Annotated in this window: 25 protein-coding genes; 20 read left to right on the top strand and 5 right to left on the bottom strand. The window is 37.5% G+C overall.

What is annotated here, in order from left to right; all coding sequences use genetic code 11:
• The first annotated feature begins 1 nt into the window (after nt 1).
• The 5 genes from BMY21_RS13350 (at nt 2) to BMY21_RS13330 (ending at nt 5,941) form a co-directional block, all read left to right on the top strand.
• Nucleotides 2-3,055: a DEAD/DEAH box helicase gene (locus tag BMY21_RS13350; RefSeq protein ID WP_074644998.1), complete on the top strand. Its 3,054-nt coding sequence runs from the start codon at nt 2-4 to the stop codon at nt 3,053-3,055.
• 3 nt (nt 3,056-3,058) lie between these two features.
• Complete coding sequence (locus tag BMY21_RS13345; protein WP_074644996.1) at nt 3,059-3,463, top strand: (deoxy)nucleoside triphosphate pyrophosphohydrolase; 405 nt, start codon at nt 3,059-3,061, stop codon at nt 3,461-3,463.
• Between the two features lie 33 nt (nt 3,464-3,496).
• Nucleotides 3,497-4,360 (top strand): hypothetical protein, encoded by an 864-nt coding sequence (locus BMY21_RS13340; protein WP_074644994.1) that lies wholly within the window; start codon nt 3,497-3,499, stop codon nt 4,358-4,360.
• 16 nt (nt 4,361-4,376) lie between these two features.
• On the top strand, nt 4,377-5,369 hold the full coding sequence (locus BMY21_RS13335) for an HNH endonuclease (RefSeq protein ID WP_074644992.1): 993 nt from the start codon (nt 4,377-4,379) through the stop codon (nt 5,367-5,369).
• Between the two features lie 125 nt (nt 5,370-5,494).
• Nucleotides 5,495-5,941 carry a MazG nucleotide pyrophosphohydrolase domain-containing protein gene (locus BMY21_RS13330; protein ID WP_074644990.1) on the top strand — a complete coding sequence of 149 codons (447 nt, stop codon included), beginning with the start codon at nt 5,495-5,497 and terminating at the stop codon, nt 5,939-5,941.
• A gap of 25 nt (nt 5,942-5,966) precedes the next feature.
• Here the strand turns inward: BMY21_RS13330 and arfB are convergent, their stop codons facing one another.
• From arfB to BMY21_RS13315, 3 genes are read right to left on the bottom strand one after another with little or no spacing between them, the layout of a single operon-like run.
• On the bottom strand, nt 5,967-6,377 hold the full coding sequence (arfB, locus tag BMY21_RS13325) for an alternative ribosome rescue aminoacyl-tRNA hydrolase ArfB (RefSeq protein WP_074644988.1): 411 nt from the start codon (nt 6,375-6,377) through the stop codon (nt 5,967-5,969).
• Nucleotides 6,378-6,395: 18 nt separating this feature from the next.
• Nucleotides 6,396-6,674 (bottom strand): DUF4160 domain-containing protein, encoded by a 279-nt coding sequence (locus BMY21_RS13320; protein WP_074644986.1) that lies wholly within the window; start codon nt 6,672-6,674, stop codon nt 6,396-6,398.
• Nucleotides 6,658-6,930, bottom strand: coding sequence for a hypothetical protein (locus BMY21_RS13315; RefSeq protein ID WP_074644984.1), 273 nt, complete (start codon nt 6,928-6,930; stop codon nt 6,658-6,660). The genes BMY21_RS13320 and BMY21_RS13315 overlap by 17 nt, the downstream gene beginning before the upstream one ends.
• Nucleotides 6,931-7,157: 227 nt before the next feature.
• Between BMY21_RS13315 and BMY21_RS13310 the strand changes: the two genes are divergently transcribed.
• Both BMY21_RS13310 and BMY21_RS13305 read left to right on the top strand, forming a co-directional pair.
• Nucleotides 7,158-7,670, top strand: coding sequence for a cysteine hydrolase family protein (locus BMY21_RS13310; RefSeq protein ID WP_074644982.1), 513 nt, complete (start codon nt 7,158-7,160; stop codon nt 7,668-7,670).
• A 54-nt stretch (nt 7,671-7,724) separates the two neighbouring features.
• Complete coding sequence (locus BMY21_RS13305; RefSeq protein ID WP_074644980.1) at nt 7,725-8,777, top strand: mannose-1-phosphate guanylyltransferase/mannose-6-phosphate isomerase; 1,053 nt, start codon at nt 7,725-7,727, stop codon at nt 8,775-8,777.
• A gap of 13 nt (nt 8,778-8,790) precedes the next feature.
• Here the strand turns inward: BMY21_RS13305 and BMY21_RS13300 are convergent, their stop codons facing one another.
• Entirely contained in the window at nt 8,791-10,713 is a 1,923-nt protein-coding gene (locus tag BMY21_RS13300; protein WP_074644978.1) for a GGDEF domain-containing phosphodiesterase, read from the bottom strand.
• Nucleotides 10,714-10,832: 119 nt separating this feature from the next.
• Here BMY21_RS13300 and rsxC point away from each other — a divergent pair, with 119 nt between their 5' ends.
• Genes rsxC through BMY21_RS13265 form a run of 7 tightly spaced genes read left to right on the top strand, consistent with a single transcriptional unit; the run spans nt 10,833 to nt 17,313 of the window.
• Nucleotides 10,833-12,242, top strand: coding sequence for an electron transport complex subunit RsxC (rsxC, locus tag BMY21_RS13295; protein WP_074644977.1), 1,410 nt, complete (start codon nt 10,833-10,835; stop codon nt 12,240-12,242).
• Nucleotides 12,242-13,216: an RnfABCDGE type electron transport complex subunit D gene (locus tag BMY21_RS13290; RefSeq protein ID WP_074644975.1), complete on the top strand. Its 975-nt coding sequence runs from the start codon at nt 12,242-12,244 to the stop codon at nt 13,214-13,216. The genes rsxC and BMY21_RS13290 overlap by 1 nt, the downstream gene beginning before the upstream one ends.
• On the top strand, nt 13,216-13,842 hold the full coding sequence (locus tag BMY21_RS13285; RefSeq protein ID WP_177177763.1) for an RnfABCDGE type electron transport complex subunit G: 627 nt from the start codon (nt 13,216-13,218) through the stop codon (nt 13,840-13,842). Before BMY21_RS13290 ends, BMY21_RS13285 begins: the two co-directional genes overlap by 1 nt.
• The gene (gene rsxE / locus BMY21_RS13280) at nt 13,842-14,558 is read left to right on the top strand and encodes an electron transport complex subunit RsxE (protein ID WP_083379877.1); all 717 of its coding nucleotides are present in this window, start codon (nt 13,842-13,844) and stop codon (nt 14,556-14,558) included. Before BMY21_RS13285 ends, rsxE begins: the two co-directional genes overlap by 1 nt.
• Nucleotides 14,558-15,133 (top strand): electron transport complex protein RnfA, encoded by a 576-nt coding sequence (locus BMY21_RS13275; RefSeq protein WP_074644973.1) that lies wholly within the window; start codon nt 14,558-14,560, stop codon nt 15,131-15,133. The genes rsxE and BMY21_RS13275 overlap by 1 nt, the downstream gene beginning before the upstream one ends.
• 11 nt (nt 15,134-15,144) lie before the next feature.
• Nucleotides 15,145-15,942 carry an RnfABCDGE type electron transport complex subunit B gene (locus tag BMY21_RS13270; RefSeq protein WP_074644972.1) on the top strand — a complete coding sequence of 266 codons (798 nt, stop codon included), beginning with the start codon at nt 15,145-15,147 and terminating at the stop codon, nt 15,940-15,942.
• Nucleotides 15,943-15,975: 33 nt separating this feature from the next.
• On the top strand, nt 15,976-17,313 hold the full coding sequence (locus BMY21_RS13265; protein WP_074644971.1) for an NCS2 family permease: 1,338 nt from the start codon (nt 15,976-15,978) through the stop codon (nt 17,311-17,313).
• Between the two features lie 82 nt (nt 17,314-17,395).
• Here BMY21_RS13265 and BMY21_RS13260 read toward each other — a convergent pair whose 3' ends face one another.
• Nucleotides 17,396-17,896 carry a 3-isopropylmalate dehydratase small subunit gene (locus BMY21_RS13260; RefSeq protein WP_074644968.1) on the bottom strand — a complete coding sequence of 167 codons (501 nt, stop codon included), beginning with the start codon at nt 17,894-17,896 and terminating at the stop codon, nt 17,396-17,398.
• Between the two features lie 202 nt (nt 17,897-18,098).
• Between BMY21_RS13260 and BMY21_RS13255 the strand changes: the two genes are divergently transcribed.
• The 6 genes from BMY21_RS13255 (at nt 18,099) to BMY21_RS13230 (ending at nt 25,102) form a co-directional block, all read left to right on the top strand.
• Nucleotides 18,099-19,271 (top strand): ABC transporter substrate-binding protein, encoded by a 1,173-nt coding sequence (locus BMY21_RS13255; protein WP_074644966.1) that lies wholly within the window; start codon nt 18,099-18,101, stop codon nt 19,269-19,271.
• A gap of 109 nt (nt 19,272-19,380) precedes the next feature.
• Complete coding sequence (locus BMY21_RS13250; protein ID WP_074644964.1) at nt 19,381-20,265, top strand: branched-chain amino acid ABC transporter permease; 885 nt, start codon at nt 19,381-19,383, stop codon at nt 20,263-20,265.
• Nucleotides 20,266-20,286: 21 nt separating this feature from the next.
• Nucleotides 20,287-21,345, top strand: coding sequence for a branched-chain amino acid ABC transporter permease (locus BMY21_RS13245; RefSeq protein ID WP_074644963.1), 1,059 nt, complete (start codon nt 20,287-20,289; stop codon nt 21,343-21,345).
• An 8-nt stretch (nt 21,346-21,353) separates the two neighbouring features.
• Complete coding sequence (locus BMY21_RS13240) at nt 21,354-22,235, top strand: ABC transporter ATP-binding protein (RefSeq protein ID WP_218141061.1); 882 nt, start codon at nt 21,354-21,356, stop codon at nt 22,233-22,235.
• Complete coding sequence (locus BMY21_RS13235) at nt 22,235-22,945, top strand: ABC transporter ATP-binding protein (protein ID WP_074644959.1); 711 nt, start codon at nt 22,235-22,237, stop codon at nt 22,943-22,945. The genes BMY21_RS13240 and BMY21_RS13235 overlap by 1 nt, the downstream gene beginning before the upstream one ends.
• Nucleotides 22,946-23,113: 168 nt before the next feature.
• Nucleotides 23,114-25,102, top strand: coding sequence for a glycoside hydrolase family 31 protein (locus BMY21_RS13230; RefSeq protein WP_074644957.1), 1,989 nt, complete (start codon nt 23,114-23,116; stop codon nt 25,100-25,102).
• Nucleotides 25,103-25,168: the final 66 nt, after the last annotated feature.

The following is a 25,168-nucleotide window of genomic DNA, read 5'->3' as shown; positions in this document are numbered from 1 at the left end:
TATGACGAGTTTAGATTCTGCTCAATTGTTGCAAAGCTTACAAACGGGGTTTATTTCAAAAACACATCATTCAATTTCTGAATTGGCACCATCACTATTGATTAATGATTATCATAGAGAAAAAAAGATTTTAACATCACTACTTGAAGAACTATCAAATTGTAAATCTTTTGATTTTTCTGTTGCATTTATAAATAACGAAGGTCTTGCTGCAATAAAACAAAAGCTAGATGAACTTGCTTTATATTCTGTAGCTCATCGAGAAAATCCGATTAAAGGAAGAATCCTAACTACAAACTATTTGAATTTTACACAGCCTTCAGCATTGCGAGAATTAATGCAGTTTCCAAATATTGAAATCAGAGCTTATACAAAAGGTGGTTTCCATCCAAAAGGTTATATTTTTGAGCATAGTAATTATTATTCAATTATTATTGGAAGTGCAAATTTAACAGCCTCTGCATTAACAATGAATCAAGAGTGGAGTGTGAAATTCCTTTCATGTACAGATGGTCAAATTGTATTTTCAGTACGCGAAGAATTCGAAGAAGTCTGGAAGCAAGCAAATGAAGTAAATGAAGAATGGCTTAAAAAGTATTCTAACAAATATGAAGAAAAGAAACTGACCTTAAAGCTTGTTAATAAGCAAATTAAAGAATTACGAAAACAGGAAAAGGAATTACAAAAGGATGAAGATAAAAATCCAATTGTTCCAGCTTTTAGAGAAGAATTAGAAGAAACTCAATTCGAGCAATTTACAGAATTTACAACTGAAATTGAAATAGAAGAAGATGATGTAGAAATGGAAATTGTTCCAAACTCAATGCAAGAAGAAGCATTGGTAGCACTGCATAATCTACGTGAAGAAAATCAAAATCGAGCACTTTTAATTGCAGCAACTGGAACTGGTAAAACCTATCTTTCCATTTTTGATGTAAAGCAAGAAAAACCTCGCAAAGTATTGTATGTCGCACATCGAGATATGATTCTTGATAAGTCTGAAAAAAGTTTTAAGAATATTTTTCCAAATATCAAAACTGGGTTTTTAAATGGAAGTCAGAAAGATATTGATGCTGATTATTTATTTGCATCTGTATTCACTTTGGCAAAAGAAGACACATTAAAGTCTTTCGAGAAAAACGAATTTGATTACATAATTGTTGATGAAGTTCACCATGCTGGTGCCGAAAGCTACAAGAAAGTAATAGATTATTTCACTCCAAAATTCCTGTTAGGTCTTACAGCAACTCCAGAGCGTACAGATGGTTTCGATATTTTCTCTATGTTTCATAATAACATAGCCTATGAGATTAGACTTCAAAAAGCAATGGAAGAAGAGCTTCTTTGTCCATTCCACTATTATGGACTTTCAGATTTGACTGTTGATGGTGAAGTTATTGATGACAACTCTGATTTTAGTAAACTTATTTGTGAAGAGCGAATTAAGCATATTGAGCGAACAATAAATCTTTATAGAAATTTTGCATATCCAGTTAAGGGATTAATATTTTGTAGTCGAATTGATGAAGCAAAAGAGTTGTCTGCTAAATTAAACAATGATGGATATTATACAAAATATCTTACTGGAGATAATTCAGATGCAGAACGAGAAAGAGTAATTCAGGAATTGGAATCAGATGATAATCCACTTCAGTATATTATCAGTGTGGATATTTTTAATGAAGGCGTTGATATCCCTTCGGTAAATCAAGTTGTAATGCTTCGTCCAACTCAATCTGCTATCATTTTTGTTCAGCAGCTTGGTCGTGGATTGAGAAAATATAAAGGAAAATCATATGTTTCTGTTATAGATTTTATTGGAAACTACGAGAACAATTTCTTTATTCCAATAGCCCTTTATGGAGATAATTCATACAACAAAGATAATCTTCGTAAAGTTATGAATACTGGTTCTTCAGGATTACCTGGGACTTCAACGGTTCAAATTAATGAAATAGCAAGACAAAAGATTTACCAAGCAATTAATGATACTAATTTTACACAGCTTAAATTACTGAAAGAAGAATTCAATAAACTCAAAATGCGATTAGCAAAAATTCCAACTATGATGGATTTTGTAAATAACGGATTTATTGATCCCCATCTTTTTATTGATTATGCAGGTTCATATTATGAGTTCTTAAAAAAGATGGATAGGGAATATACAGATTTAGAACCAAAGCATAGAACTTCTTTACAATTTATTTCTTTGGAATTTTCACATGGTTTTAGGATGCATGAACTTCTTTTATTAAAGCTATTAGTTGAAAATAATACAGTAACGCTTGAACAGTTTTCTAATGAATTGTCACAAAGAAAAGTTGTCTTTAAAGGTAGTGTAAAACAAATCCTAAAGGTACTTTCAAAAGAGTATTATCGTCAGGAAGATCAAAAGAAATATGGAGAGATATCTTATGTTTCTTATGATAATGCAAAAAAGACATTTTCAAAAACTGAAAGTTTTAATAGCATGCTTCAGAATAATCTTTATAAAGAGCATCTTCTCGATCTTCTAGAATATGGAATCAATAAGGCAACAATAAAAGAAAATGAAGTATATGGTGATGATGGTTTGGTTTATTATAGAAAATATTCTAGAAAAGATGTTTTCAAAATTATGAACTTTGACAAAGACCAGAATCCTCAGAATGTTGGCGGTTATATTATTCAGGAAGTCGAAGGAAGAAAGAAGTGTCCTGTTTTTGTAACTTATGAAAAAGCAGAAGATATTTCATCTTCAACCAAGTATAAAGATTATTTTATAAATAATACTCGCTTCAATTGGATGAGTAAAAATAAGAGATATTTGAATTCCCCAGATGTTGAAGCAATCTTAAATCAGGAAACAAACAATATACAGATAGAACTCTTTATCAAAAAAGATGATAATGAAGGAACTGATTTTTATTATATTGGAAAAATGAAAACAGATTACGAGTCAAAGGAACAGACTCAGATTCCAAATGAGAAAGGTCAAATGCTTCCCGTTGTTAATCTACAGTTTGATATTGAACCTTCTGTTCCACAAAACTTATATAGTTATTTAGAGGCATAAAAAATGAAACAAGTAACAGTAAGCGGAGCAATTATTCTTCGCACAAATCCAGAGACAAATAAAAAAGAAATATTTGCAACTCAGCGTGGTTATGGCGATTATAAAGATGGCTGGGAAATTCCTGGCGGAAAACTTGAACCTGGTGAAACTCCTGAACAATGTATTGAACGAGAAATTCGAGAAGAACTGGCGACAGAAGTAAAGGCTGAAAAAATTCTTGGAGTAGTGGATTACGATTATCCAAATTTTCATCTGACTATGCATTGTATTCTGTGTACAATTGTTTCTGGTGATTTGAAACTTCTCGAGCATGAAGCTGCCAAATGGGTAACAAAAGAAACTTTACGTTCTGTAGATTGGTTGCCTGCGGATCAGCTGATTTTGGATAAAATTGAAGAGATTCTGTAAGAAAGAATTGTTTTGACCTAGGAGGGTTGTTATATGACAGAATTTGTAAAACTTCCAGAAATAGATTTAAAAAAATCTTCTGAAATTAATGAAGCTTGGATACAACAAACAATAGCAGAAAATCCAGAGATTCTTGGTTTAGGAAATGTTCATGTTCGAGATAAAGAACGAAAACAAGAATCTGGTGGAAGATTAGATTTATTGTTGGAAAATGATGATGATGAAAATCCTATTAGATACGAGGTAGAAATACAACTTGGGGAAACAGATGCAAGTCATATAATTCGAACAATTGAATATTGGGATTTAGAAAAAAATAGGTATCCAGCATATGATCATGTTGCTGTGATAATTGCGGAAGATATTACACATAGATTTTTAAATGTTATTCATTTATTTAATAAAGCTATTCCAATTATTGCATTGCAAATGAAAGCAGTAAAAGTCGGAGATAAAGTTTCACTTATTTTTACAAAAGTTATAAATCTTGCTCCAATCGCTTCTGAAATTGACGATACAGATTCTTATGCAAAAGTTGATAGACAGTATTGGGAAACAAAGAGTTGTGTAAAAAGCTTAAATATGACAGATACATTGCTTTCTTATATTCAAAAAAAAGCAGTCGGTTATGAATTAAATTATGTAAAGCCTTATATCGGTTTATCAAAAGATGGAATTGTAAACAATTTCATTTATTTTAAGCCTAAAAAAGAATGGGTTCGTTTATTGGTCAAAGCAGAACAATTAGAATCTATTGATAATTCAATCAATCAATTAGGAATAGAATGGCGATATAATGCTAAGCGCAATAGATATATTTTAACAATTTTACCTTCAGATATGGAGAATATTGAAGATTTAATATTGTTACTTACAGAAGCAGCTTACAAAGAATAAATATTTTTGGAGATATATGGCAGCAGGATGGAATAAGACTTCTGGAACATTAAGGGAGGGGCCAATAAATGAAGATACTTTTTGGATGTTATTCAATTATGTATTTTCAGATAGTTCCGCCAAAAGGACAACGTATAAATTTGGCCTAGTAAAATCTATTCTAGATAATCTCTTTAATAGTGAAGAGGAGGATTCTAGCCTTTTCATCAGCTATGATAATCTTTTTGGAAAATTTGCTGAAAACTATTGGAATCTGATTACTAAATATCATTTAAAACAAATGCTGCCTGATGGGAAGAGCGAATATTCCAAAATAGAACAGATTTTCATAGCATTAATTCAGGAAGAATCATCTTTTGCAAATTTACCTTTTATTTCAATTCCAGAAAAAAAGAGAAGCTCTGTTATAAAACAAGTGAGCAATGACTGCCGAAGAAATGTAATCGGTGCTCTTCATAGAGATTTTCAGAATTGCCTTTATGCTTTTGATTTGAAAGGTGATGGAATTTTTCTGAATCCTTATGCTTTTAATTTTATGCTTAAATATAAAATCGAAATTGAAAAACTCAACTATTATGCATGGGCTAAGTTTTTGGAAAAGATAAATGATGAATCTGTTGTTACAAAACTTTTAGAAAAACTTGAATTAGCAACACCACAACGTGATGATTTATCTGTGTTCCGTCAGGTTCTTTATAATGAATTTGAACAGTATAATTGTTTTTATTGTGGAAGAAAATTGTATGAGATTCATGTGGACCACTTTATCCCTTGGAGTTTTATAAAGGAAGATAAACTCTGGAATTTTGTTTTAGCATGTCCAGCTTGTAATATGCGAAAAAACAATAAGATTCCGAGAATGGAATATGTAAAGCTCATTCAAAATCGTAATGATGATTTAAGGAAATTTAATTCTACTTTTGTTCAACATCAATTTAAAACTTACAAACCAAATCTGATTAGCGATATGTGGAGATATGCACAAAGTGGTGGATTTGTGTTGTTGTAAAAGTATTGTTTATAAAAGCAGGAGTTGCGGGCGGCGCTTAAGCCCGCTAGAAGGGGTAGCGAGCAACGTAGTGCGAGCGAGGGGAAGGCCTTCCCCTCCTGCATAATAATAATTGAGGTTTCAAAATGTCTGATTCATTCACCCGCTTATACGAAGTAATAAAAACTCTCATCGCTCATGACGGATGTCCGTGGGATTCTGTTCAGACTCCGGAGAGTATGAAGAAGTATCTTGTGGAAGAAACTTTTGAGGCTCTGGAAGTGATTGTAGAGGGGGACGTGGAGCACTCTAAGGAAGAGCTGGGCGATGTAATTATGAATGCGGTTGAGATTGCGGCTCTTTATGAAAAGCAGGGGAAGTTTTCTGTTGATGAGGTTTTAGATGGAGCTGCTGAAAAACTTATCCGCCGGCATCCGCATGTTTTTGAAAAGAAGGAAATGACGCTGGAACAGCTTAATGTTCAGTGGGATAAAATCAAGAAATCAGAAGGCAAGAAAGAAAAGCTTTCGCATGAAGAAAAATTCGCAAAAATGCAGAAGCTACTGGAGTCAATTGCGCCGGAATATAAATAGTTTCTAAAACAGATAATTTTAGGGACTACCAGATCTTCCCGCGGTTCTTTTTAATTTCGCTGCGAATCTTCTTCAGTTTTAATTTGCGTTCTTTACTTGCTCGCGTAGGTTTTGTTTTGATTCTCTTTTTGGGAATAACCAACGCCTGCACAATTTTATTTTCAAGACGTGAAATAGCAATTTCACGATTACGTTCCTGATAGCGTTCATCATCTACATCAAGGAAAAGACAGCCATCCTTATTAATCATTGCAGAAAGCTTTGAACGAAGGCGAATGAGTTCTACATCAGTAAGGCCGCCGAGTGAGGTAACTGGAATAATCAGATGGACCTTTGTGTTTACCTTATTTACATTCTGACCACCATTACCGCCACTGCGAGCAAAAGTCATTTGAGAATTATTGATGATAGATTCGTGAAGTTTTGATCGGTTCATTTGGAGTTGATGGGACTGTTAGCAGTAATAAGAAATCTGGCCGAAAAATTTAATCCATTTTTCAATAATTTCAGAACTGCGGGCTTCAAGAATTTTCAGAATATTATTTAAAACATGATTTGGAATTTTTGAATTATTATTGCAGAGATAACATTTACCAGATTTGGTAATCCAGACTTTTGTGGCATTTTTTACAGGACTGCCTTCTGCGATATGTACATGTATTGGTTCAAGAGGTTCATTTTCATCGGCCCAGAAATAAACCCAATAGGAACCAATTTTAAAAACCTGCGGCATTCTCGAAACCACCTTTTTTAGAAAAATCAAGAATTAAATGTGCAGTTGATTCAATGATTTCCTGATAGCGTGCTATTTCTTCTTTTGTAAATCCGTTAATGTCTTTCCATTCGTATCCAGGAATATAACAAGAGGCGTTATGAAAACAATCTTTTTCATCAGGCTTTTCAATGTATACTTGAACTTTTCCATATGGAAGCATTTCTGAGTGAACAATTTCTGTCTGATCGTCTAAAGTAAGAAATGGATATTTCATATTCAAAACCTCCGTTTAATATTATAACACGTTTAAATTGTTTTTCAATTCAAAGAATATTTGGAGCTGATCGGACTTGAACCTAATACAATTGTAAATTCATAAAAAAATAGTCCAGTGGACTGTTTTTTTATGAATTATCTATTTATAGATTCAAACGTTTATCCAGGTGAGCTACAGCCCCAGATATATTTTTATTATATCAAAAAAATGATACAATAGGAATCATGAAACTTTTAATCGTAATAGACATGCAGAATGATTTTATAGACGGAGCACTTGGAACTAAAGAAGCTGTTGCTATTGTTCCTGAGGTTGCTAAGAAGATAGAGCAGGCTAGAGCTGCTGGTGAAATGGTTGTGTTCACTCGCGATACACATCAGCTGAACTATCTTGAAACTCAGGAAGGAAAGAATCTTCCTGTAGTTCATTGTGTTGAAGGTTCTAACGGCTGGCAGATTTCAAGCGCTCTTAATGTAGGTGATAGCCGTATTTTTGATAAGCCTTCTTTTGGCTCTATGGCGCTTGCTGATTATGTCGCAACTCTTGATGGGCTTGAAGAAATTGAACTTGTAGGTCTCTGCACAGGAATCTGCGTTATCAGCAATGCCTTTATTCTTAAAGCAAAACTTCCTGAAGTTAAGATTTCAGTCGATTCTTCATGCTGTGCCTGTGTAACTCCTCAGAGTCATGAGACTGCACTGTCTGCAATGAAGCTGTGTCAGATCAATGTGAAATAAAAAAGATCATTTCCTTTGTTTGCGCTTTGCATAATTATTTACTATAATAATGATATGATTATTCCAATAATTCTTTCCGGTGGAGCCGGAACACGTTTGTGGCCTTTGAGCTGGGGGGATCATCCTAAACAGTTTTTGCCACTTGTTACTAAAAATACAATGATTCAGGAGACTTTGCTCCGCCTTAAGGGGCTTGAACTTGGTGCTCCTATAATTTCCTGCGGGGAGGACCATCGATTTATGGTTGCCCAGCAGATTGGTGAAGTTAGTGAAGTTAAGCCTACAATTCTTCTTGAGCCGATGGCTAAAAATACTGCACCTGCAATTGCTGCTGCATGTTGTGCTGCTATGAAACAGGATAAGGATGCAGTTGTTGTAGTTCTTCCAAGCGATCATGTTATTGCTGATAAAGAAGCTTTCCAGAAGGCAGTTCTTACAGCTGCCAATAATGCCGCACAGGGCTATCTTGTTACTTTCGGAATTGTTCCGACATTCCCTGCAACCGGTTATGGATATGTAAAAGCAGCCGGAGATGAAAGTGATGGTGCCTTTACGCTTGAAAAATTTGTAGAAAAACCTTGTCTTGAAAAAGCTCAGGAATATCTTGCAAGCGGTGAATATGCATGGAACAGCGGAATGTTTGTTTTTAAGGCTGCAATTTTCCTTGAAGAATTAAAAACTTTTAATCCTGAAATGGCAGAGCTTTCTATTCAGGCTTTTGAAAAAGCTGTAGTTGATACAGATTTTATACGTCTGGATAAGGATTCATTTGGTCAGATTAAAGGCGATTCAATTGACTATGCGGTTATGGAAAAAACTTCCAAAGGCCGTGTAGTAAAGTTGAATGCAGGTTGGGATGATGTTGGATCCTGGAGTGCACTTTATGACATCAGCCAGAAAGATGAAAATCAGAATGTTATAAAGGGTGATGATGTAATTACTCTTGATACAACAAGCTCTTATATCCGTGGCGGAAAACGAACAATTGCAACTATTGGTCTTGATGATGTTGTAATTGTAGACAGTGATGATTCTCTTCTTATTGCAGCGAAGGGAAAAATCCAGGATGTAAAGAAAATAGCAGAAATTATTAAGAGTCGCAGCTAAGCTTTTTAAACGGCTATTCAATTACAAAAGTGCCGGCATCAAGTTTTGCTTCGAGTTCTTCGCGGGAAATTGGTTTGCTGAAAAGATACCCCTGAAGCTTTTCACAGCCATTCTCGCGAAGGAAATCATAAGCTTCCTGAGTTTCAACACCTTCTGTAAGAGTCTGCATTCCAATGTCTTTGGCCAGATTTATTACATTCTTAAGAATCTGACGGGCTCTTTCATTTCCTTCGAAGTTTGAAAGGAACTTCATATCAATTTTCAATAAATCAAAATCATATTCTTTAAGAACATTTAATCCTGAATAACCTGATCCAAAGTCATCAAGCCAGAGAGCATAACCATGGGCACGGAAACTCTTAAGTTCTTCCTGAAGTTTTATATCATCTTCTGAAAGAGTACTTTCCGTAATTTCAATATGAATATCAGACTTATCAATGTTATACTTTTTCAGACAGTTTTCGACTTCTTCTGCAAGATTAAGTGAATCAAAATCAAGTCTTGAAAAGTTCAGTGAAACAGGAATTATTTTTCTGCCTCTAGCTCTTGCAGATTCAATATGCTGGCAAACCTTTTCTACTATATACATATCCAGTCTGTGAATCTGATAGTATTCTTCGAGTGTTTCAATAAAATCAACAGGGGAGAGGAAACCAAATTGCGGATCATTCCAGCGGGCTAAAGCTTCCATTCCACAAATCTTTCCTGTTTGAGAATTTACAAATGGCTGATAATAAACCTGAATGTATTCATTCTTAATGGCACTATCAAAATTATTGATGATGTACTGCTTTTTCTGGAATCTTAAAGACATTGTCTCATCATAAAGACAATAGGTGATATTATAATGCTTTTTAATTGAATTACAGGCATAACGTGCATGGTCACAGGCAACCAGAGGAAGTACTTCCTTATTCTCAGGTTTATAAGCTCCAACTTTAATTCCAAGTTTTATATCATATTGATATTCAGAAAGCTTCTTGCAGATATCTAAAACCTTTTCTTTGATTCTTTCATCTTTTGTAAGTACAACAAAGTTATCGTTTGAAAAATGAGCTGTCAGGGATTTTTCAAAAGTCTGATTCAATAAATCTGCAAATTTCTTTAAAAACGAATTACCTTCCCAGAATCCATATTTTTGATTAAGCATCTTAAAATTCTCTATATCAAAATACAGATAGATATACTGGTGAATATCAATGCCATTTTTGTTAATCAATTCAAAGGACTGGCCTCTGAAATAATTCATATTTGCAATTCCGGTAACTTCATCGCTAATAGACAATTTCAAAAGGATATCATGAGCCTGTTCCAGCTGTTCATCTTTTTTTGCTTCACTTAATTTTTGTCTGTAAGAGTTGATTGCACTTAAAAGAATGATTATTAAAACAATGCTCAGATTCACTTTTGTTGCATAAGATGCTGGTATTGCTGAATTACAGAGATAGAAAAATACTCCATAAGAAGTTGTAAGAAATATAATCGAATAGATAGGGCGCCATACCGTAAAACAAAAAACGATTATGGTCATTGTCATAAGTGTGATGAACTGTTCACCCTTAAGATAATCAAGATAAGAAATGTAAATCCCAAATGCGATTGAAATTACAGCAAATACAAACCTGATTGTCCACCAGACATTTTGATTTTTAACAATTTTCTTAAGATGTAAAATACTATAGATAAGAAGAACTAATGCTGATATCAATAAAACTGAATAACAGAGAAGATGGGTAAACAGCCATTTATCTGAACGATTCAGGTCACCTACAAATTGAAAAAAGAGTGTGCTGCAAATCATCCAGAGTTCAAGAACAACTACAACGGAAGCTACATATAAACTTGAACGTATATTTGAAGCATCAAAAAAATCATGTGTATATTTTGTTAATTTTTCTATTCCGAAAAAATGCTTAACCTTCTCCAATCTGCTCATATACTAATATTATAAAGCCGGAATCAAAAAAAGGGAAAGTTTTTTTTAAGATATTGTTATATTTCTCTAATCATTCAAATATTGCAAGATGAATAATCTCGGTTTATAATAGAAGAATTATGAGAGCAAAAACATTTAAGGGTGGGATTCACCCTAAAGAGTATAAGGAACTGAGTAACCAGTGTCCTATAACTCCAGCGTTTCCTGCATCAAAAACTGTGACTATTCCGGTTACGATGGGAGGCGCTCCTAATCAGCCGCTTGTAAAAGTAGGCGATGAAGTTGCAAAAGGACAGATTATTGCTTCTGGCGAAGGCTTTATGAACTGTCCGGTACATTCTTCTGTTTCTGGAAAAGTAAAAAAAATACAGAATTGTCTTATTACCGGTAATGGTATGGCTCCTTGTATTATCATTGAAGCTGATGATGCAGGTAGAGAAACTCTTCTTCCGGTATTAAATCCTTTTGAAACAACTAAAGAACAGGCTTTAGCCCGTATTAAAGAAGCGGGTATTGTTGGTATGGGAGGTGCATCTTTCCCAGCCCATGTAAAGCTTAATCCTCCTGCAGATAAAATCATTGATTATGTTCTGATTAACGCTGCTGAATGTGAACCATATCTTACCTGTGATGAGCGTACTATGCTTGAACAGCCGGCAAAAGTTATTGATGGTCTTGCAATTGTCATGCACATCATAAATGGTGGTAAGGATGGTCAGGGCCACGCAAAAGGTATTATTGTTCTTGAAGATAATAAAGAATATATTCTTCCAGCTCTTGAAAACGAAATTGCTGCTGCCGGATATTCTGACAAGATGTCGGTTTGTCTTGTAAAGACAAAGTATCCTCAGGGTGCAGAAAAGTTTATTGTTTCAGCTGCAACAGGTCGTGAGATTCCTAGTGCAAAACTTCCGGCTGATGCAGGTTGTGTTATCTGTAATGTCGGATCTGTATGTTCTATCAGCGATGCTTTCCGTCTTGGAATGCCTTTGGTTGAACGTTCACTGACTATCAGTGGTGGAGCAGTTGAAAAGCCTGTAAACCTCCGTGTTCCAGTAGGAACTATCGTAAGTGATCTTATGCCTTCATGCTTTACTTTGAAATCTGAAGGTGCAAGCGAACCGGTTAAAATTATTTCCGGCGGTCCTATGATGGGCTTTGCAATGGCCAGTGCTGATTTCCCAGTTGCAAAGGGAACCAGTGGTGTTACTTTCCTTACAGAAAAAGAAACCTTCCTTGAAGAAGAATCTCAGTGTATTTCGTGCGGTTCCTGTGTTGCAAAATGTGCAATGCGTTTGAGTCCTGCTCTGATTGTTCGTGAACTCAAGGCTGGTAATATAGAAAAGGCTAAGAGTTTTGGTCTTATGGATTGTATTGAATGCGGTTGTTGTGCGTTTGTTTGTCCTGCCAAGGTTAATCTGATTCAAAGAATCCGTCTTGGAAAAGGAATTGTACGCCAGAAAATGGCAGAAGAAAAAGCTAAGGCTGCCGCTAAAGCAGCTGCTGAAAAAGCTGAAGGAGGCAAGTGATGAGCAATAAAATTCATGTTTCTTCTAGCCCTCATTTTAATCTTAAATGTAATACAACAATGATTATGGGAACAGTGCTTTTTGCGCTTCTTCCTGAAATCATTATGGGTATTGTTTTATTCCGCTGGGCAACTTTAATAAGAATTCTTGTTTCAGTTGCTTCATGTGTACTTTTTGAATTCTGTTTTCAGAAAATGACTAAGCAGAAGGTAGTAATTGGAAATCTTTCTGCCTGTGTTACTGGTGTTATGATGGCTCTTGTTAGCCCGCCGACAGCTCCTGTTTGGATTTTTGTTGTAGGTGCTGCAGTTGCCATGATTGTTGCAAAGGGATTATTTGGTGGAATCGGTTCAAACGTATTCAATCCGGCTTTGACTGGACGTGCGTTTATGTTCCTCAGTTTCCCAGCAGCAATGGGTGCTTCCTGGCTTACTCCAAAAACAATTTCTGCAGTAGATGCAATTTCTTCTGCGACAACTCTTTCTGCAATGAAGGCTGGAACTTTCGCTGTAGAGCAGGGCACTTACTGGCAGTACTTTATTGGTAACAGAGCTGGTTGTATTGGTGAAACTTCAACCTTATTGATTTTGATTTCTTTTGCTTTCCTTGCACTAGCTCACATCATTGACTGGCGTGCTCCAGTTGCAATGGTTGGTACAGTTGCAATCTGTTCCTGTATTGCAGGTGAAAATGTTGCCATGGCTTTGATGACTGGCGGTCTTATGTTCGGTGCAACCTTTATGGTAACTGATTACGCTACAGCACCTCTTACTAAAAAAGGCCGTCTCATATTCGGCTTTGGCTGCGGTCTTATTACATTCCTGATCCGACGCTTCGGCGGATATCCGGAAGGTGTTATGTTCTCAATTCTTATTATGAACAGTGTAGCTCCATTCCTTAATAATCTTACTGCACGTAAGTACGGTTACGGTAAAAAGGCCGGCCGTCCTGCAGATGCAAAGGAGGTAAAGTAATGGCTGAAGCTTCCGTAAAAAATCAGAAAGAAAATGCATGGAGCATGATCCGTCTTGGACTCATTCTTGCAGCTTATGCTGTTGTTGCCTGTGCAATGCTTGCTGTAGTTAATAGTTTTACAGCTCCTAAAATTGCTCAGAATCAGGAAAGAAAGGTTAGTGCAGCAATGCAGGAATTCTTCCCTGACAATGGACTTACTTTTGAAACCATAAATGATTTTACACCTCCTGTAGTTGGTGCAATTACAGTTGATGAAATGTATGTTGCTAAACGCGGTAATGAAATTGTTGGCGGTGCCGCTCAGGTATCAGGTCCAACTTATGATCAGGGAACAATTCTCATCGGTATTAAAACTGATGGAACAGTTACCGGTTTGAAATTCCTTAAGCTTACAGATTCTCCTGGTTTTGGTCTTAAAGCTAATGATTCAACGTTTAAACTTCCAAACGGTAAAACCTTCTATGGACAGTTTGAAGGAAAGAATGCAAAATCAGGCTTTACTGCCGGAGAAAATTTTGATGCAATTTCCGGTGCAACAATTACAAGTGTTGCAGTTTCTTCTTTAATCAATGAAGGAACAAAAAATATTCTTGCATATTTTAATCAGAAGGGGGTAGCAAAATAATGGCAAACACAAAACTGAAAACCTTCGTTAATGGTTTCCTTCGTGAAAATCCTCTTCTTGTTTTGAACATCGGATTGTGTTCATCTCTTGGTGTTACAACAAGTATTTTCAACGGTCTTGGTATGGGAGTCGGAATGACTTTCGTACTTGTTATGAGTGAAATCGTAATCAGTATTTTCCGTAAGCTGATTCCTTCTGCAATCCGTCTTCCGGTCTTTATTACTGTAATAGCAGCCTTTACTACAATCGTTCAGCTTGTTCTGAATGCTTATGTTGAATCTCTTTACAATGCTCTTGGAGTTTTCATTCCGCTTATCGTTGTAAACTGTATCATCATGGGACGTGTAGAAGCTTTTGCATCTAAAAATAAAGTTGGAGATTCTATTCTCGACGGTCTTGGAATGGGTATCGGTTATACAATCGTTCTTGTTGCAATTTCTTTGATTCGTGAACTTCTTGGCGGAGGAACACTTTTTGCAGGAACTGCTCTTAAGATTGATGTTCTTCCTGAAGCTTATCGCATCGGAATCTTTAACAGTGCACCGGGCGGCTTCCTTGTATTCGGTATTCTTGCTGCATGTCTTCAGGCATGGAAACAGTACAAGCAGAATAAAGCTGATGAAGCAGAAATCGCTGCCTTGAAAGAAGCTGATAAACCAGCCGAAGTTGAAGCACCAGCCGCTGCTGCACAGCCAACTGAGGGAGGAGCACAATAATGGAAACAATCAAACTTTTTATAAAATCTGCTCTTATCGATAATGTAGTTTTCATCCAATATCTGGCAATCTGTCCGTTCATTGGTATGACTAACGATACAGAAAAAGCAACTGGTATGGGACTTGCAACTACCTTCGTAATCATGCTTGCAACTGCCGTAACCTGGCCAATCTACAAGCTTGTTATGGTTCCGCTTGGGCTCGAGTTCCTTCAGACTCTTTTCTTCATTCTTGTAATTGCTTCTCTTGTACAGCTTGTTGAATTCTTCCTTAAGAAGATGTCTCCTGGCTTGTATAATGCAATGGGTGTTTACCTTGCTTTGATTACAACTAACTGTGCAGTTCTTGGTATTACTATCAACTGTATTTCTAAGAACTACAATTATGTACAGAGTCTTGTTTATGCATTTGGTTCTGCAATGGGATTCCTCATTTCTATGGTAATTATGAGCGGGGTTCGCAGCAGAGTTAAGACAGCGAATCTTCCAAAGGCTTTTGCTGGAACTCCAATATTGTATGTTTGTGCAAGTTTGTTGAGTCTTGCATTCCTTGGCTTTAAGGGCCTTATTAAATAAGTGAGGGCAGTATGAATACTATTTTATATACAATTATTGTTGCTGTAATTATTGCCTTCCTGCTCGGTGTTCTGCTTGGTCTTTTCAAAAAGATTTTCCATGTAGATACAGATCCAAAAGTTCAGAAGGTACGTGATGCACTTAGCGGTGCAAACTGTGGTGGCTGTGGTCTTGCCGGTTGTGATGCTTTTGCTTCTGCAGTAGTTAAAGGTGATGCTCCAACTAACGGTTGTGTTGCCGGAGGTTCTGACTGTGCTAAAAAAGTTGCAGAGATTCTCGGTCAGGCTGGTGTAGAAGTAAAACCTAAGGTAGCTTTTCTTGCCTGTGCCGGTACAAAAGACTGTGCTGCAGATAAGGCTGAATATATTGGAATTAAAACCTGTAAAGCTGCCCAGCTTACAATGAACGGTACAAAAAAATGTGCTTTTGGTTGTATAGGACTTGGTGACTGTGTGAAAGTATGTCCTTTCGGAGCCCTTTATATGGGAGACGATGGACTTCCAAAGGTGAACAAATCAAAATGTGTTGCCTGTGGAAAATGTGTTGCTGCCTGTCCAAAGCATTTGTTCCGTCTTATTGATGCTGATTTGAAAGGTGCAATTGGTGTCTGCTCTAACAAGAGTGATAACAAAGTTCAGATTAAGAAAGACTGTTCAAAGGGCTGTTTTAAGTGCGGCATGTGTGCTCGTAAATGTCCTGAACAGGCTATTGATGTCAGTTCTGGTTTACCAGTAATTGATTACACAAAGTGTACTTCATGCGGTACTTGTGTAACAGCCTGTGTAGATAAGGTTCTGGTATTGCTTTAATTTGTTAATCCATGATAGGAGGAAATATATATTATGGAAAAGTTTTTTAAATTACAGGAAAGAGGCACCACAGTTTCTAAAGAACTTGTTGGTGGTATAACAACTTTCCTTGCTATGGCTTACATTCTTGCTGTAAACCCAAGTATTCTTTCAGCTTCTGGAATGAGCTGGGGTGCAGTATTCACAGCCACAGCACTCTCTGCTGCTATTGCAACTCTTGTAATGGCATTCTGTGCTAACCTGCCTGTTGCTCTTGCACCTGGTCTTGGTCTTAACGCATTCTTCACATACACAGTTGTTCTGGGTATGGGATGCAGCTATCAGCTTGCACTTACTGCAGTTCTCCTGGAAGGTATTCTCTTCATAATCCTTTCTCTCTGCGGTGTTCGTGAAGCAATCATTAAGTCTATTCCTGAAGGACTTAAGAAAGCTGTTGCAGTTGGTATCGGTCTTTTCATTGCAATCATTGGTCTTGCAAATGCAGGTATCGTTTCTACAGAAACAGGAACTCTTATCGGATATGTAAACTTCGATATGGCTAATAAGGCTGCAATCGTAGCTATAATTGGTCTTATCCTTACAATCGTTTTGTACACATTGAAGGTACCAGGTGCAATCCTCATTGGTATCATCATTACTACTATCATTGGTATTCCATTTGGTGTAACAACTATTCCTGAAAACTTTAAGCCATTCTCAGCTCCATCAGCTCCACATTTCTTTGCTTTTGATTTCAAGGGAATCGTTTGTACTCCTGCTGGAAAATTCTCATTTGCAGTTCTCGGACAGTTTTTTGTAATCTTCTTTACATTCCTGTTCACAGACCTATTTGATACAATCGGAACTCTTCTTGGTGTAGCAGAACAGGGTAACCTTAAAGATGAAAACGGTGAAGTTCAGAACGTTAAGGGTGCTCTTATGGCAGATGCTGTTGGTACTGCTGTTGGTGCTTGTCTCGGTACTTCAACTGTAACATCATTCGTTGAATCTTCTTCTGGTGTTGCTGCTGGTGCACGCACTGGTCTTGCTTCAGTTACAACTGGTGTTCTTTTCCTTCTTTCATTGTTCCTGAGCCCATTGTTCTTCCTCATTCCTTCTGCAGCTACAGCTCCAGCTTTGATTTTCGTAGGATATTTGATGATGAAGTCTGTTGTAGACATTAAGTTTGATGATCCAACAGAAGGTATCCCTGCATTCATCACAATCATGACAATGCCATTCTCTTACTCAATTGCTAAGGGTATTCAGTGGGGTATCATTTCTTACGTTATCGCTAAGTGTGCAGGAAAGAAAGTAAAAGACATCCCTGTTGTTACATGGATTCTCGCAGCTATCTTCCTGGCTGATATCATCTTCGAAGCTTGCAAGTAATTAAGCCGATAAAACGAAAAAGGCTGTCCTTTCGGGCAGCCTTTTTTATAGATGCTGAAACAAGTTCAGCATGACGCGTCTTTTATTTATTGAAGAGAGCCTTCTCCGCATCATCCACATTGAACTGATAGCTCTTAGAAAGAGAACCTGCAATAAGTTTTACCTTTGCAGTTCCATCATCATTCAAAACTACCTTACATTCTGTATCTTTATCTGCAAATGTGCGGAACATATCTGCAAGAGATTTTCTGTCAATTTCAATTGCCATAAGATCATTAGCGAACATATCTTTACGGAATGCTTTTGCAAATGTTGGAGCTACAACTGTATTGATTCCGTTAGCTTCAAGAGCCCATGATGCATGTTCACGTTCTGAACCACAGCCGAAGTTTTCTTTTGTAATGATTACCTTTTTACCGGCAACATCACTTTTTGGATTAAAACCATCAACCTTAAGATTTTCAAAAAGGTGGGAAGTTAACTCCTGTTTAGGAAGTTCTGCAAGATACTCTGCAGCAATAATTTCGTCAGTATTGATATCTGAACGATCCAAAAACAGCACAGCGCCACCAAAAGTTTTCATTTTATTTAGTCTCCTAATATATGTCATACCACGTATATAGATACGCTATTTAAAATATAGCATTAAATAGATTTAAAAGATAGTGTTTTTTTCGTTAATAGCAATTTCTTAGAAATTTTACAAATATATGGTAGATATATATAACATGACATAAAAATGTGATATATTTTTATTTAGATTAAAAACATATGGGGGAAAATTTATGAAAAAAATGCTTTTTGTACTTGCTTCAGCAGTAATGGCTTTTGCTCTTATCAGCTGTGGCGGTGAAAAGAAAAATGTTGTAAAAATCGGTGTTTACGAACCAGCATCTGGTGATAACGGTGCCGGTGGTAAGCAGGAAACTCTTGGTATTCAGTATGCAAACTCTATCACTCCAACTGTAGAAATTGCAGGAAAAGAATACAAAGTTCAGCTTGAAATCGTAGATAACGAATCTTCAAATGATAAGGCTGTAACAGCAGCTTCTGAACTCGTAAGCAAGGGAGTTTCTGTAGTTCTCGGATCTTACGGTTCTGGTGTTTCAATTGCTGCTTCTGATACATTTGCTGCTGCAGATGTTCCAGCTATTGGCGTTACATGTACAAACCCACAGGTTACTCTTGGAAACAATCACTATTTCCGTATCTGCTTCCTTGATCCATTCCAGGGTTCAGTTCATGCAAATCTTGCTAAAGATAAGTTCGGTGCAAAAAAGGCTTATGCTCTTGCAAAACTTGGTGATGACTATTCTGTAGGTCTTTGTAACTACTTTATTGAAGGCTGTAAAAAGCTCGGAATCGAAGTAATTTTCGAAACATTCCCAGATGGAACTTCTGACTTTGCTGCATACGTTGCAAATGCAAAGAACAATAAAGCAGATGTATTCTTCTCACCAGTTTCAATTGAGGCAGCTGCTCTTATCATTGAACAGGCAAATACACAGGGACTTAAGATTCCTCTTCTTGCAGGTGATACATGGGATTCTAACGTTGTTCTTGCTGCAGCTAAGGGAACAAACATTGATGTATATGTAACAACCTTCTTCGTAGAGGGAAGTGCAGATGCTAATGTAGTTTCATTTGTAGACGGTTTCAGAAACTATCTTAATACAAATGCTACTGCTAAAACTAACAACGGTGGAGATGATGAAATCGCTGCTGTTTCTGCAATGGGATTCGATGCTTACTATACTGCACTCGAAGCTCTCAAAGCAGCAGGAAGCACAAAATCTGCTGACGTTATGAAAGCTCTTCCATCTGTAACATACAATGGTGTTTCAGGTTCTATCGCATTTGATAAGAATGGTGATGCTGAGCGTGATGTTGCTTACATCAAAAAAGTAAACAACTCAACTGGAAAGTGGGACTTCATTGCTATTCAGAAAGTAAACTAATTTAAAATCATAAAAAAGCACTGTCATGCTGAACCCGTTTCAGCATCTACTTTAAGATCCCGAAACAAGTTCGGGATGACAGTGATTTTTATTATATCAGGAAACGTAGATGAACTTTTTTCAGGCTAATCTGCCTTATCTTCTTGCAGGTATTTCTACCGGTGGCCAGTATGCCCTCATCGCGATAGGCTACACAATGGTTTACGGTATCTTAAGACTTATCAATTTCGCACACGGCGATGTATTTATGGCGGCCGGACTTATCATGATTTATTCTTACACTGTAATGCCGCTCTGGGTATCAATCCCATTAACAATCATACTTACAGTTCTGGTTGGCTTTGCAATTGAACGTACTGCCTATAAACCTTTAAGAACTGCACCTCGTATGTCAATTATGATTTCTGCAATCGGAATGTCATATCTGATTCAGAATCTTGCTTTATATATTACTGGTGGACTATTAAAAACTTATCCGAAGATTCCATGGATAAGCGATTCTATAACAATCTTTGGAGCAATTACAAAACGTGTAACTGTGATTACTCCTTTCCTTACAATTATTCTCGTAGTAGCACTTGTTCTTTTGATTAAGTATACAAAAATCGGAATGGCTATGCGTGCTGTTTCCCGTGATTTTGAAACTGCTCAGCTTATGGGAATCAAAATTGACTCAGTTATTTCGATGACTTTTATAATCGGTTCTTTCCTTGCTGCAGTAGGTTCAATTCTGTTCTTCTCGAACTATCCTGGAGTTACACCAACTGTTGGTGGTATGCCGGGACTTAAGGCTTTCGTAGCAGCAGTTTTCGGAGGAATCGGTTCTATTCCTGGTGCTGTAATCGGTGCCTTTTTAATTGGTATCTGTGAGAATATTATTAAGGGACTTGGCTGGACAACCTTCAGTGACGCCTTTACTTTTGTTCTTTTGATTTGTGTATTGATGTTCATGCCGACCGGACTCTTCGGCGAGAAACAGACCGATAAGGTTTAATCTTTTATTGAGGTTTTTGCTATGGAAATTACTAACAAAAAAAGAGATTTATTTATCGGCTTTGGACTTCTTGCGCTGCTGTTCGTTGTTCTTATTATTCTTGAACACACAATTCGTCCTACATCAATTCTGTTTACAGTATTAAAGAAGGGTGCAATTTACGCTCTTGTTGCTGTAAGTATGAACCTTTTGAATGGATTTACAGGTTTGTTCAGTCTCGGACAGGCTGGCTTTATGCTGCTCGGTGCTTATACATACGCAATCTTTACAATTCCGCTTGAAGCTCGTGCTCAGGTTTATCAGTACTTTGATGGAGGTGCGATTCATTTTACACTCCCTGTAATAGTTGCAATGATTCTTGCCGGCCTTGTAGCAGCTTTCTTTGCTTATCTGATTGGACTTCCTGTTTTGCATTTGAAATCAGACTATCTTGCAATTGCTACACTTGGATTTGCAGAGATTCTTCGTGCAATCTTCCAGTGGGATAAGCTTGGTGTAATTACAAACGGTTCAAACCTTTTGCGAAAGTATCCGGTATTCAAATCTACAACATTCTATTTTGCAGTAAGTGGAATCTGTATTGCAGTCATTGTACTTCTTATAAATTCTACTTATGGCCGTGCTTTCAAAGCTATCCGCGATGATGAAGTTGCTGCCGAAGCAATGGGTATCAATCTTGCTCATCATAAAAGAATGGCATTTACAATCAGTTCATTCTTTGCAGGTATTTCAGGTGCTCTTCTTGCAATGTTCCAGACAACAATTCAGGCAAGTCAGTTTAAGTCTGCAATGACTTATGAGATTTTATTGATTGTTGTAATCGGTGGTATCGGCTCGGTTACAGGAAGCTGTATTTCTTCATTCCTGTTTATTGCATGTTCTGAGTGGTGGCTCCGCTTCCTTGATAACGCGAACCTGAACTTTACTTCCGTTCAGATTTTACGTCCTGGATTCAGAAAGGTAGTGTTCTCAATCGTAATTATGTGTATCGTACTTTTCTACCAGAAAGGAATTATGGGCGATAAGGAATTCTCAATTAAGGGAATATCGGGCTTTTTTAAGAAGTTTAAGAAAAAGTAGGAATGAATATGAACATTTTGAAAATGGAAAATATAACAATGCAGTTCGGCGGTGTAGTTGCCGTTGACAATCTTTCTCTTGAAGTAAACGAAGGAGAAATTGTATCTCTTATCGGACCAAACGGAGCTGGTAAGACAACTGCATTCAATGTTGTAACCGGAGTTTATGCACCAACAAACGGAGCAGTCTGGTTCAACGGAAATAAGATTGTAGAAAATCATCCCCGCAGAAAGATGAAAAAACTTTATGCAGGAAAAGATAAAACTGTATTCAATGGTCACCTGGAACCGACTCCAGACAAAATCACAAAGCTTGGAATTGCTCGAACCTTCCAGAACATCCGTTTGTGGAAGAGCCAGACTGTATTTGATAACGTTCTGATTGCAAAACACCTTCGCCGCACTTCAAATGTTTTCTCTGCAACTTTCCGTCTTAACTGGAAAGAAGAGAAAAAGCAGCGCGAAGAAACTGCCGAGCTTCTTAAGATTCTAGGCCTTTATGATGTAAAGGATGAACTTTGTACTTCGCTTCCATACGGACTTCAGCGTCGTCTGGAAATTGCACGTGCTCTTGCTACAAATCCAACTTTGCTTTTGCTTGATGAACCTGCAGCCGGTATGAACCCACAGGAAACTGCAGAGCTTACAGACTTTATCCGTCGCATCCGTACAGACTTCCATCTTTCAGTTTTTATGATTGAACACCACATGGATCTTGTTATGGATATTTCTGACAGAATCTACGTTTTGAACTTTGGTGCTCTTATTGCACAGGGAACTCCAGATGAGATTCAGAATAATCCTGATGTAATTGCAGCTTATCTTGGTGAATCAGAAGAAGACAGTGATTATTCAGACAAGCCATATGCTGTGGAAGAGGAGGCCGAATAATGCTTGAAATTAAAGACTTACATGTATCATACGGCGGAATCAAAGCTCTTCGCGGTATCAATATCGAAGTTCCAGATGGAAAAATCGTTACTCTTATTGGAGCAAATGGTGCCGGTAAATCTACTTTGTTACGTACAATCAGTGGACTCGTAAAAGCTGAAAGCGGCTCAATCAAACTTGATGGAAAAGAAATAACGGGACTTCCTATCAATAAAATCTGTGCAGAAGGAATTGCCCTCAGCCCTGAAGGACGACACGTTTTCTCAGACCTGACAGTTATTGAAAATCTTAGAATTGGTGCTTATCTTCGTAATGATAAAAAGGCCATCGAAAAAGACCTTGAATGGGTATTTAATTTGTTCCCACGGCTTAAAGAACGTTCATGGCAGTTTGCAGGAACCCTTTCGGGTGGTGAACAGCAGATGCTTGCTGTTGGACGAGCTCTTATGAGTAAGCCAAAAATCCTTATGTTGGATGAACCTTCATTGGGACTTGCACCTCTTGTAGTACAGCAGATATTTGATATCATCCGTGAAATCAATAACAGCGGTGTTACCGTGCTTCTTATTGAACAGAACGCAAATATGGCATTAAAAACTGCCGACATCGCATACGTTATCGAAACAGGTGAAATAGTCCTCAGCGGCACTGGCAAGCAGGTACTTGTGAACCCGACAGTTCGCGAAGCATACCTCGGAAAAAAGAAATAAATACCTCCGGGGCAAGACCGAAGATGACAGTCCTTCCTAAGTATAAAAATGCATGTCATTCCCGGGCCTGGCCCGGGAATCTATAATAGAATTATACAATAATCAAATAATTCTCTTACATTAGAATTGTATTTTTCATGTTATATTAGTGAATAGGAGGGCTTCAAAATGTTTTACGAAGCAAAAAATTCTTTAGTATTCAAAAAAGGTAACGAAACACTTCTTATCGAACCATGGGGAAAAAATTCTCTTAGAGTTCGTTCTACACTTGAGAGTGCATTTATTGATCATGATGTTGCACTTACAGAAAAAATCAATCACGGAACTGCAAAAATCAACGTAACAGAAAATGGAGCTTCAATCTCAAATGGAATTCTTGAAGCACGTTTGAATTTTAATGGCGTAATTTCATTCTATAAAAATGATAAACTTATTTTGCAGGAATACTACCGCCAGTATGATCCAACTGCAACAAAGGAAAGCTGCTGTACAAAAATCATCAGCCGTCAGTATCAGGGAATCATAGGCGGAGATTATTCACTTACAGTACGCTTTAATCCAAATGATGAAGAAAAACTCTTTGGTATGGGTCAGTATCCGGCACCATATCTTGATATGAAAGGCTGTACTCTAGAACTCGCTCAGCGTAACAGCCAGGTTTCTATTCCTTTTGCTTTATCAAATCTTGGATATGGTTTCCTCTGGAATAATCCAGCTGTTGGTAGAGTTACATTTGGAAAGAACATTACTGAATGGCATGCAGACAGCACAAAAGAAATGGACTACTGGATTACTGCCGGTGATACTCCTGCAGAAATCATAGAAAACTACACTGCAGCTGTAGGACGTGCTCCGGCACTCACAGAAGATTATCTTGGTTTCTGGCAGTGTAAACTCCGCTACCGTACTCAGGAAGAAGTCCTTACTGTTGCCCGTAAATACAAAGAAATGGGCATTCATCTCGATGTTATCGTAATCGACTTCTTCCACTGGCCACGTCAGGGAGACTGGTTCTTTGATAAGGAATACTGGCCTGATCCAAAAGCAATGTGTGATGAGCTCCATGCAATGGGAACTAAAGTTATGGTTTCTGTATGGCCTAATGTTGATAAAAAATCTACTCACTTCTATGAAATGCAGGAAAAGGGTTATCTGATTCGTGCAGACCGTGGAAGTAACCAGAGCTTTGACTGGCAGGGCGACTGTCTTGCAATTGATGCAACAAATCCGGAAGCACGTGAATACCTCTGGGATATCTGTAAAAAGAATTATGCTGATTACGGAATTGATATGTTCTGGCTTGATAACTCTGAACCTGACCTTAACATTTATGATTTTGGTAACTACAGATACCAGATGGGAAACGGACTTCAGTTTGCAAATATTTATCCTCAGATGTACAGCCGTGCCTTCTACGAAGGTCAGAAGGCTATGGGACAGAAGAGCATTGTAAACCTTGAACGCTGTGCCTGGGTAGGAAGCCAGAAATACAATCAGGTAATCTGGAATGGTGATGTTCAGTCTACATGGGAATGTTTCAGAACTTCTGTATGTGAAGGCTTGAATATGGGTATTGCAGGTATTCCTTGGTGGACAACTGATATTGGCGGCTTCATGTACGGTGATGTTCGCACAGAAGAGTTTAAGGAACTTCTTGTTCGCTGGTTTGAATGGGCTGTATTTACTCCAATCTTAAGATTGCACGGTGACCGCGATCCGCACGATATTCCATTACTCGATAAAGATCCGCAGCGGGGTTACGGTGGAGGACACTTATTCACAGGCCGAGACAACGAAATCTGGTCATACGGTGAAGGCCCTCAGAAGATTATGGAAGCTCAGATTAAGCTCCGTGAAAAAATAAAGCCTTATGTAACAAAAGTTATGAAAGAGGCTAGTGAAAACGGAAGCCCTGCAATGCGAACTATGTTCTACGAATTCCCTGAAGACGAAAAGTGCTGGAACCTCAAAGATCAGTATATGTTTGGTTCAGACTACCTTGTAGCGCCAGTTCTTGCACCACAGACTTTCAAGCGTGACGTATATCTTCCGGCAGGAAAGTGGGAGAACATTCACGACGGAAAAGTATATGATGGCGGGCAGACAATAACAGTTGATGCTCCGCTTGAAAGTATTCCTGTTTTTAAACTTTCTTAATCAAAGTCATTGCGAGGCAGAGCCGAAGCAATCCATGGATTGCCACGTCGCCCTTCAAGGGCTCCT

The organism is Treponema bryantii (assembly GCF_900111035.1).
GTDB lineage: Bacteria > Spirochaetota > Spirochaetia > Treponematales > Treponemataceae > Treponema_D > Treponema_D bryantii_C.
The sequence above is the reverse complement of the archived record's forward strand: the minus strand, read 5'-3'. Positions and strand labels throughout refer to the sequence as shown.

Bases quoted from the DNA above. Each gene is read 5' to 3' on its own strand.
- BMY21_RS13245 (WP_074644963.1), top strand. From the start codon at position 20,287: ATGGAAATTACTAACAAAAAAAGAGATTTATTTATCGGCTTTGGACTT.
- BMY21_RS13350 (WP_074644998.1), top strand. From the start codon at position 2: ATGACGAGTTTAGATTCTGCTCAATTGTTGCAAAGCTTACAAACGGGG.
- BMY21_RS13255 (WP_074644966.1), top strand. From the start codon at position 18,099: ATGAAAAAAATGCTTTTTGTACTTGCTTCAGCAGTAATGGCTTTTGCT.
- BMY21_RS13330 (WP_074644990.1), top strand. From the start codon at position 5,495: ATGTCTGATTCATTCACCCGCTTATACGAAGTAATAAAAACTCTCATC.
- BMY21_RS13275 (WP_074644973.1), top strand. From the start codon at position 14,558: ATGGAAACAATCAAACTTTTTATAAAATCTGCTCTTATCGATAATGTA.
- BMY21_RS13230 (WP_074644957.1), top strand. From the start codon at position 23,114: ATGTTTTACGAAGCAAAAAATTCTTTAGTATTCAAAAAAGGTAACGAA.
- rsxC (WP_074644977.1), top strand. From the start codon at position 10,833: ATGAGAGCAAAAACATTTAAGGGTGGGATTCACCCTAAAGAGTATAAG.
- BMY21_RS13305 (WP_074644980.1), top strand. From the start codon at position 7,725: ATGATTATTCCAATAATTCTTTCCGGTGGAGCCGGAACACGTTTGTGG.
- BMY21_RS13235 (WP_074644959.1), top strand. From the start codon at position 22,235: ATGCTTGAAATTAAAGACTTACATGTATCATACGGCGGAATCAAAGCT.
- BMY21_RS13300 (WP_074644978.1), bottom strand. From the start codon at position 10,713: ATGAGCAGATTGGAGAAGGTTAAGCATTTTTTCGGAATAGAAAAATTA.
- rsxE (WP_083379877.1), top strand. From the start codon at position 13,842: ATGGCAAACACAAAACTGAAAACCTTCGTTAATGGTTTCCTTCGTGAA.
- arfB (WP_074644988.1), bottom strand. From the start codon at position 6,377: ATGAACCGATCAAAACTTCACGAATCTATCATCAATAATTCTCAAATG.
- BMY21_RS13265 (WP_074644971.1), top strand. From the start codon at position 15,976: ATGGAAAAGTTTTTTAAATTACAGGAAAGAGGCACCACAGTTTCTAAA.
- BMY21_RS13240 (WP_218141061.1), top strand. From the start codon at position 21,354: ATGAACATTTTGAAAATGGAAAATATAACAATGCAGTTCGGCGGTGTA.
- BMY21_RS13335 (WP_074644992.1), top strand. From the start codon at position 4,377: ATGGCAGCAGGATGGAATAAGACTTCTGGAACATTAAGGGAGGGGCCA.
- BMY21_RS13260 (WP_074644968.1), bottom strand. From the start codon at position 17,896: ATGAAAACTTTTGGTGGCGCTGTGCTGTTTTTGGATCGTTCAGATATC.
- BMY21_RS13315 (WP_074644984.1), bottom strand. From the start codon at position 6,930: ATGAAATATCCATTTCTTACTTTAGACGATCAGACAGAAATTGTTCAC.
- BMY21_RS13250 (WP_074644964.1), top strand. From the start codon at position 19,381: ATGAACTTTTTTCAGGCTAATCTGCCTTATCTTCTTGCAGGTATTTCT.
- BMY21_RS13340 (WP_074644994.1), top strand. From the start codon at position 3,497: ATGACAGAATTTGTAAAACTTCCAGAAATAGATTTAAAAAAATCTTCT.
- BMY21_RS13320 (WP_074644986.1), bottom strand. From the start codon at position 6,674: ATGCCGCAGGTTTTTAAAATTGGTTCCTATTGGGTTTATTTCTGGGCC.
- BMY21_RS13345 (WP_074644996.1), top strand. From the start codon at position 3,059: ATGAAACAAGTAACAGTAAGCGGAGCAATTATTCTTCGCACAAATCCA.
- BMY21_RS13290 (WP_074644975.1), top strand. From the start codon at position 12,242: ATGAGCAATAAAATTCATGTTTCTTCTAGCCCTCATTTTAATCTTAAA.
- BMY21_RS13310 (WP_074644982.1), top strand. From the start codon at position 7,158: ATGAAACTTTTAATCGTAATAGACATGCAGAATGATTTTATAGACGGA.
- BMY21_RS13270 (WP_074644972.1), top strand. From the start codon at position 15,145: ATGAATACTATTTTATATACAATTATTGTTGCTGTAATTATTGCCTTC.
- BMY21_RS13285 (WP_177177763.1), top strand. From the start codon at position 13,216: ATGGCTGAAGCTTCCGTAAAAAATCAGAAAGAAAATGCATGGAGCATG.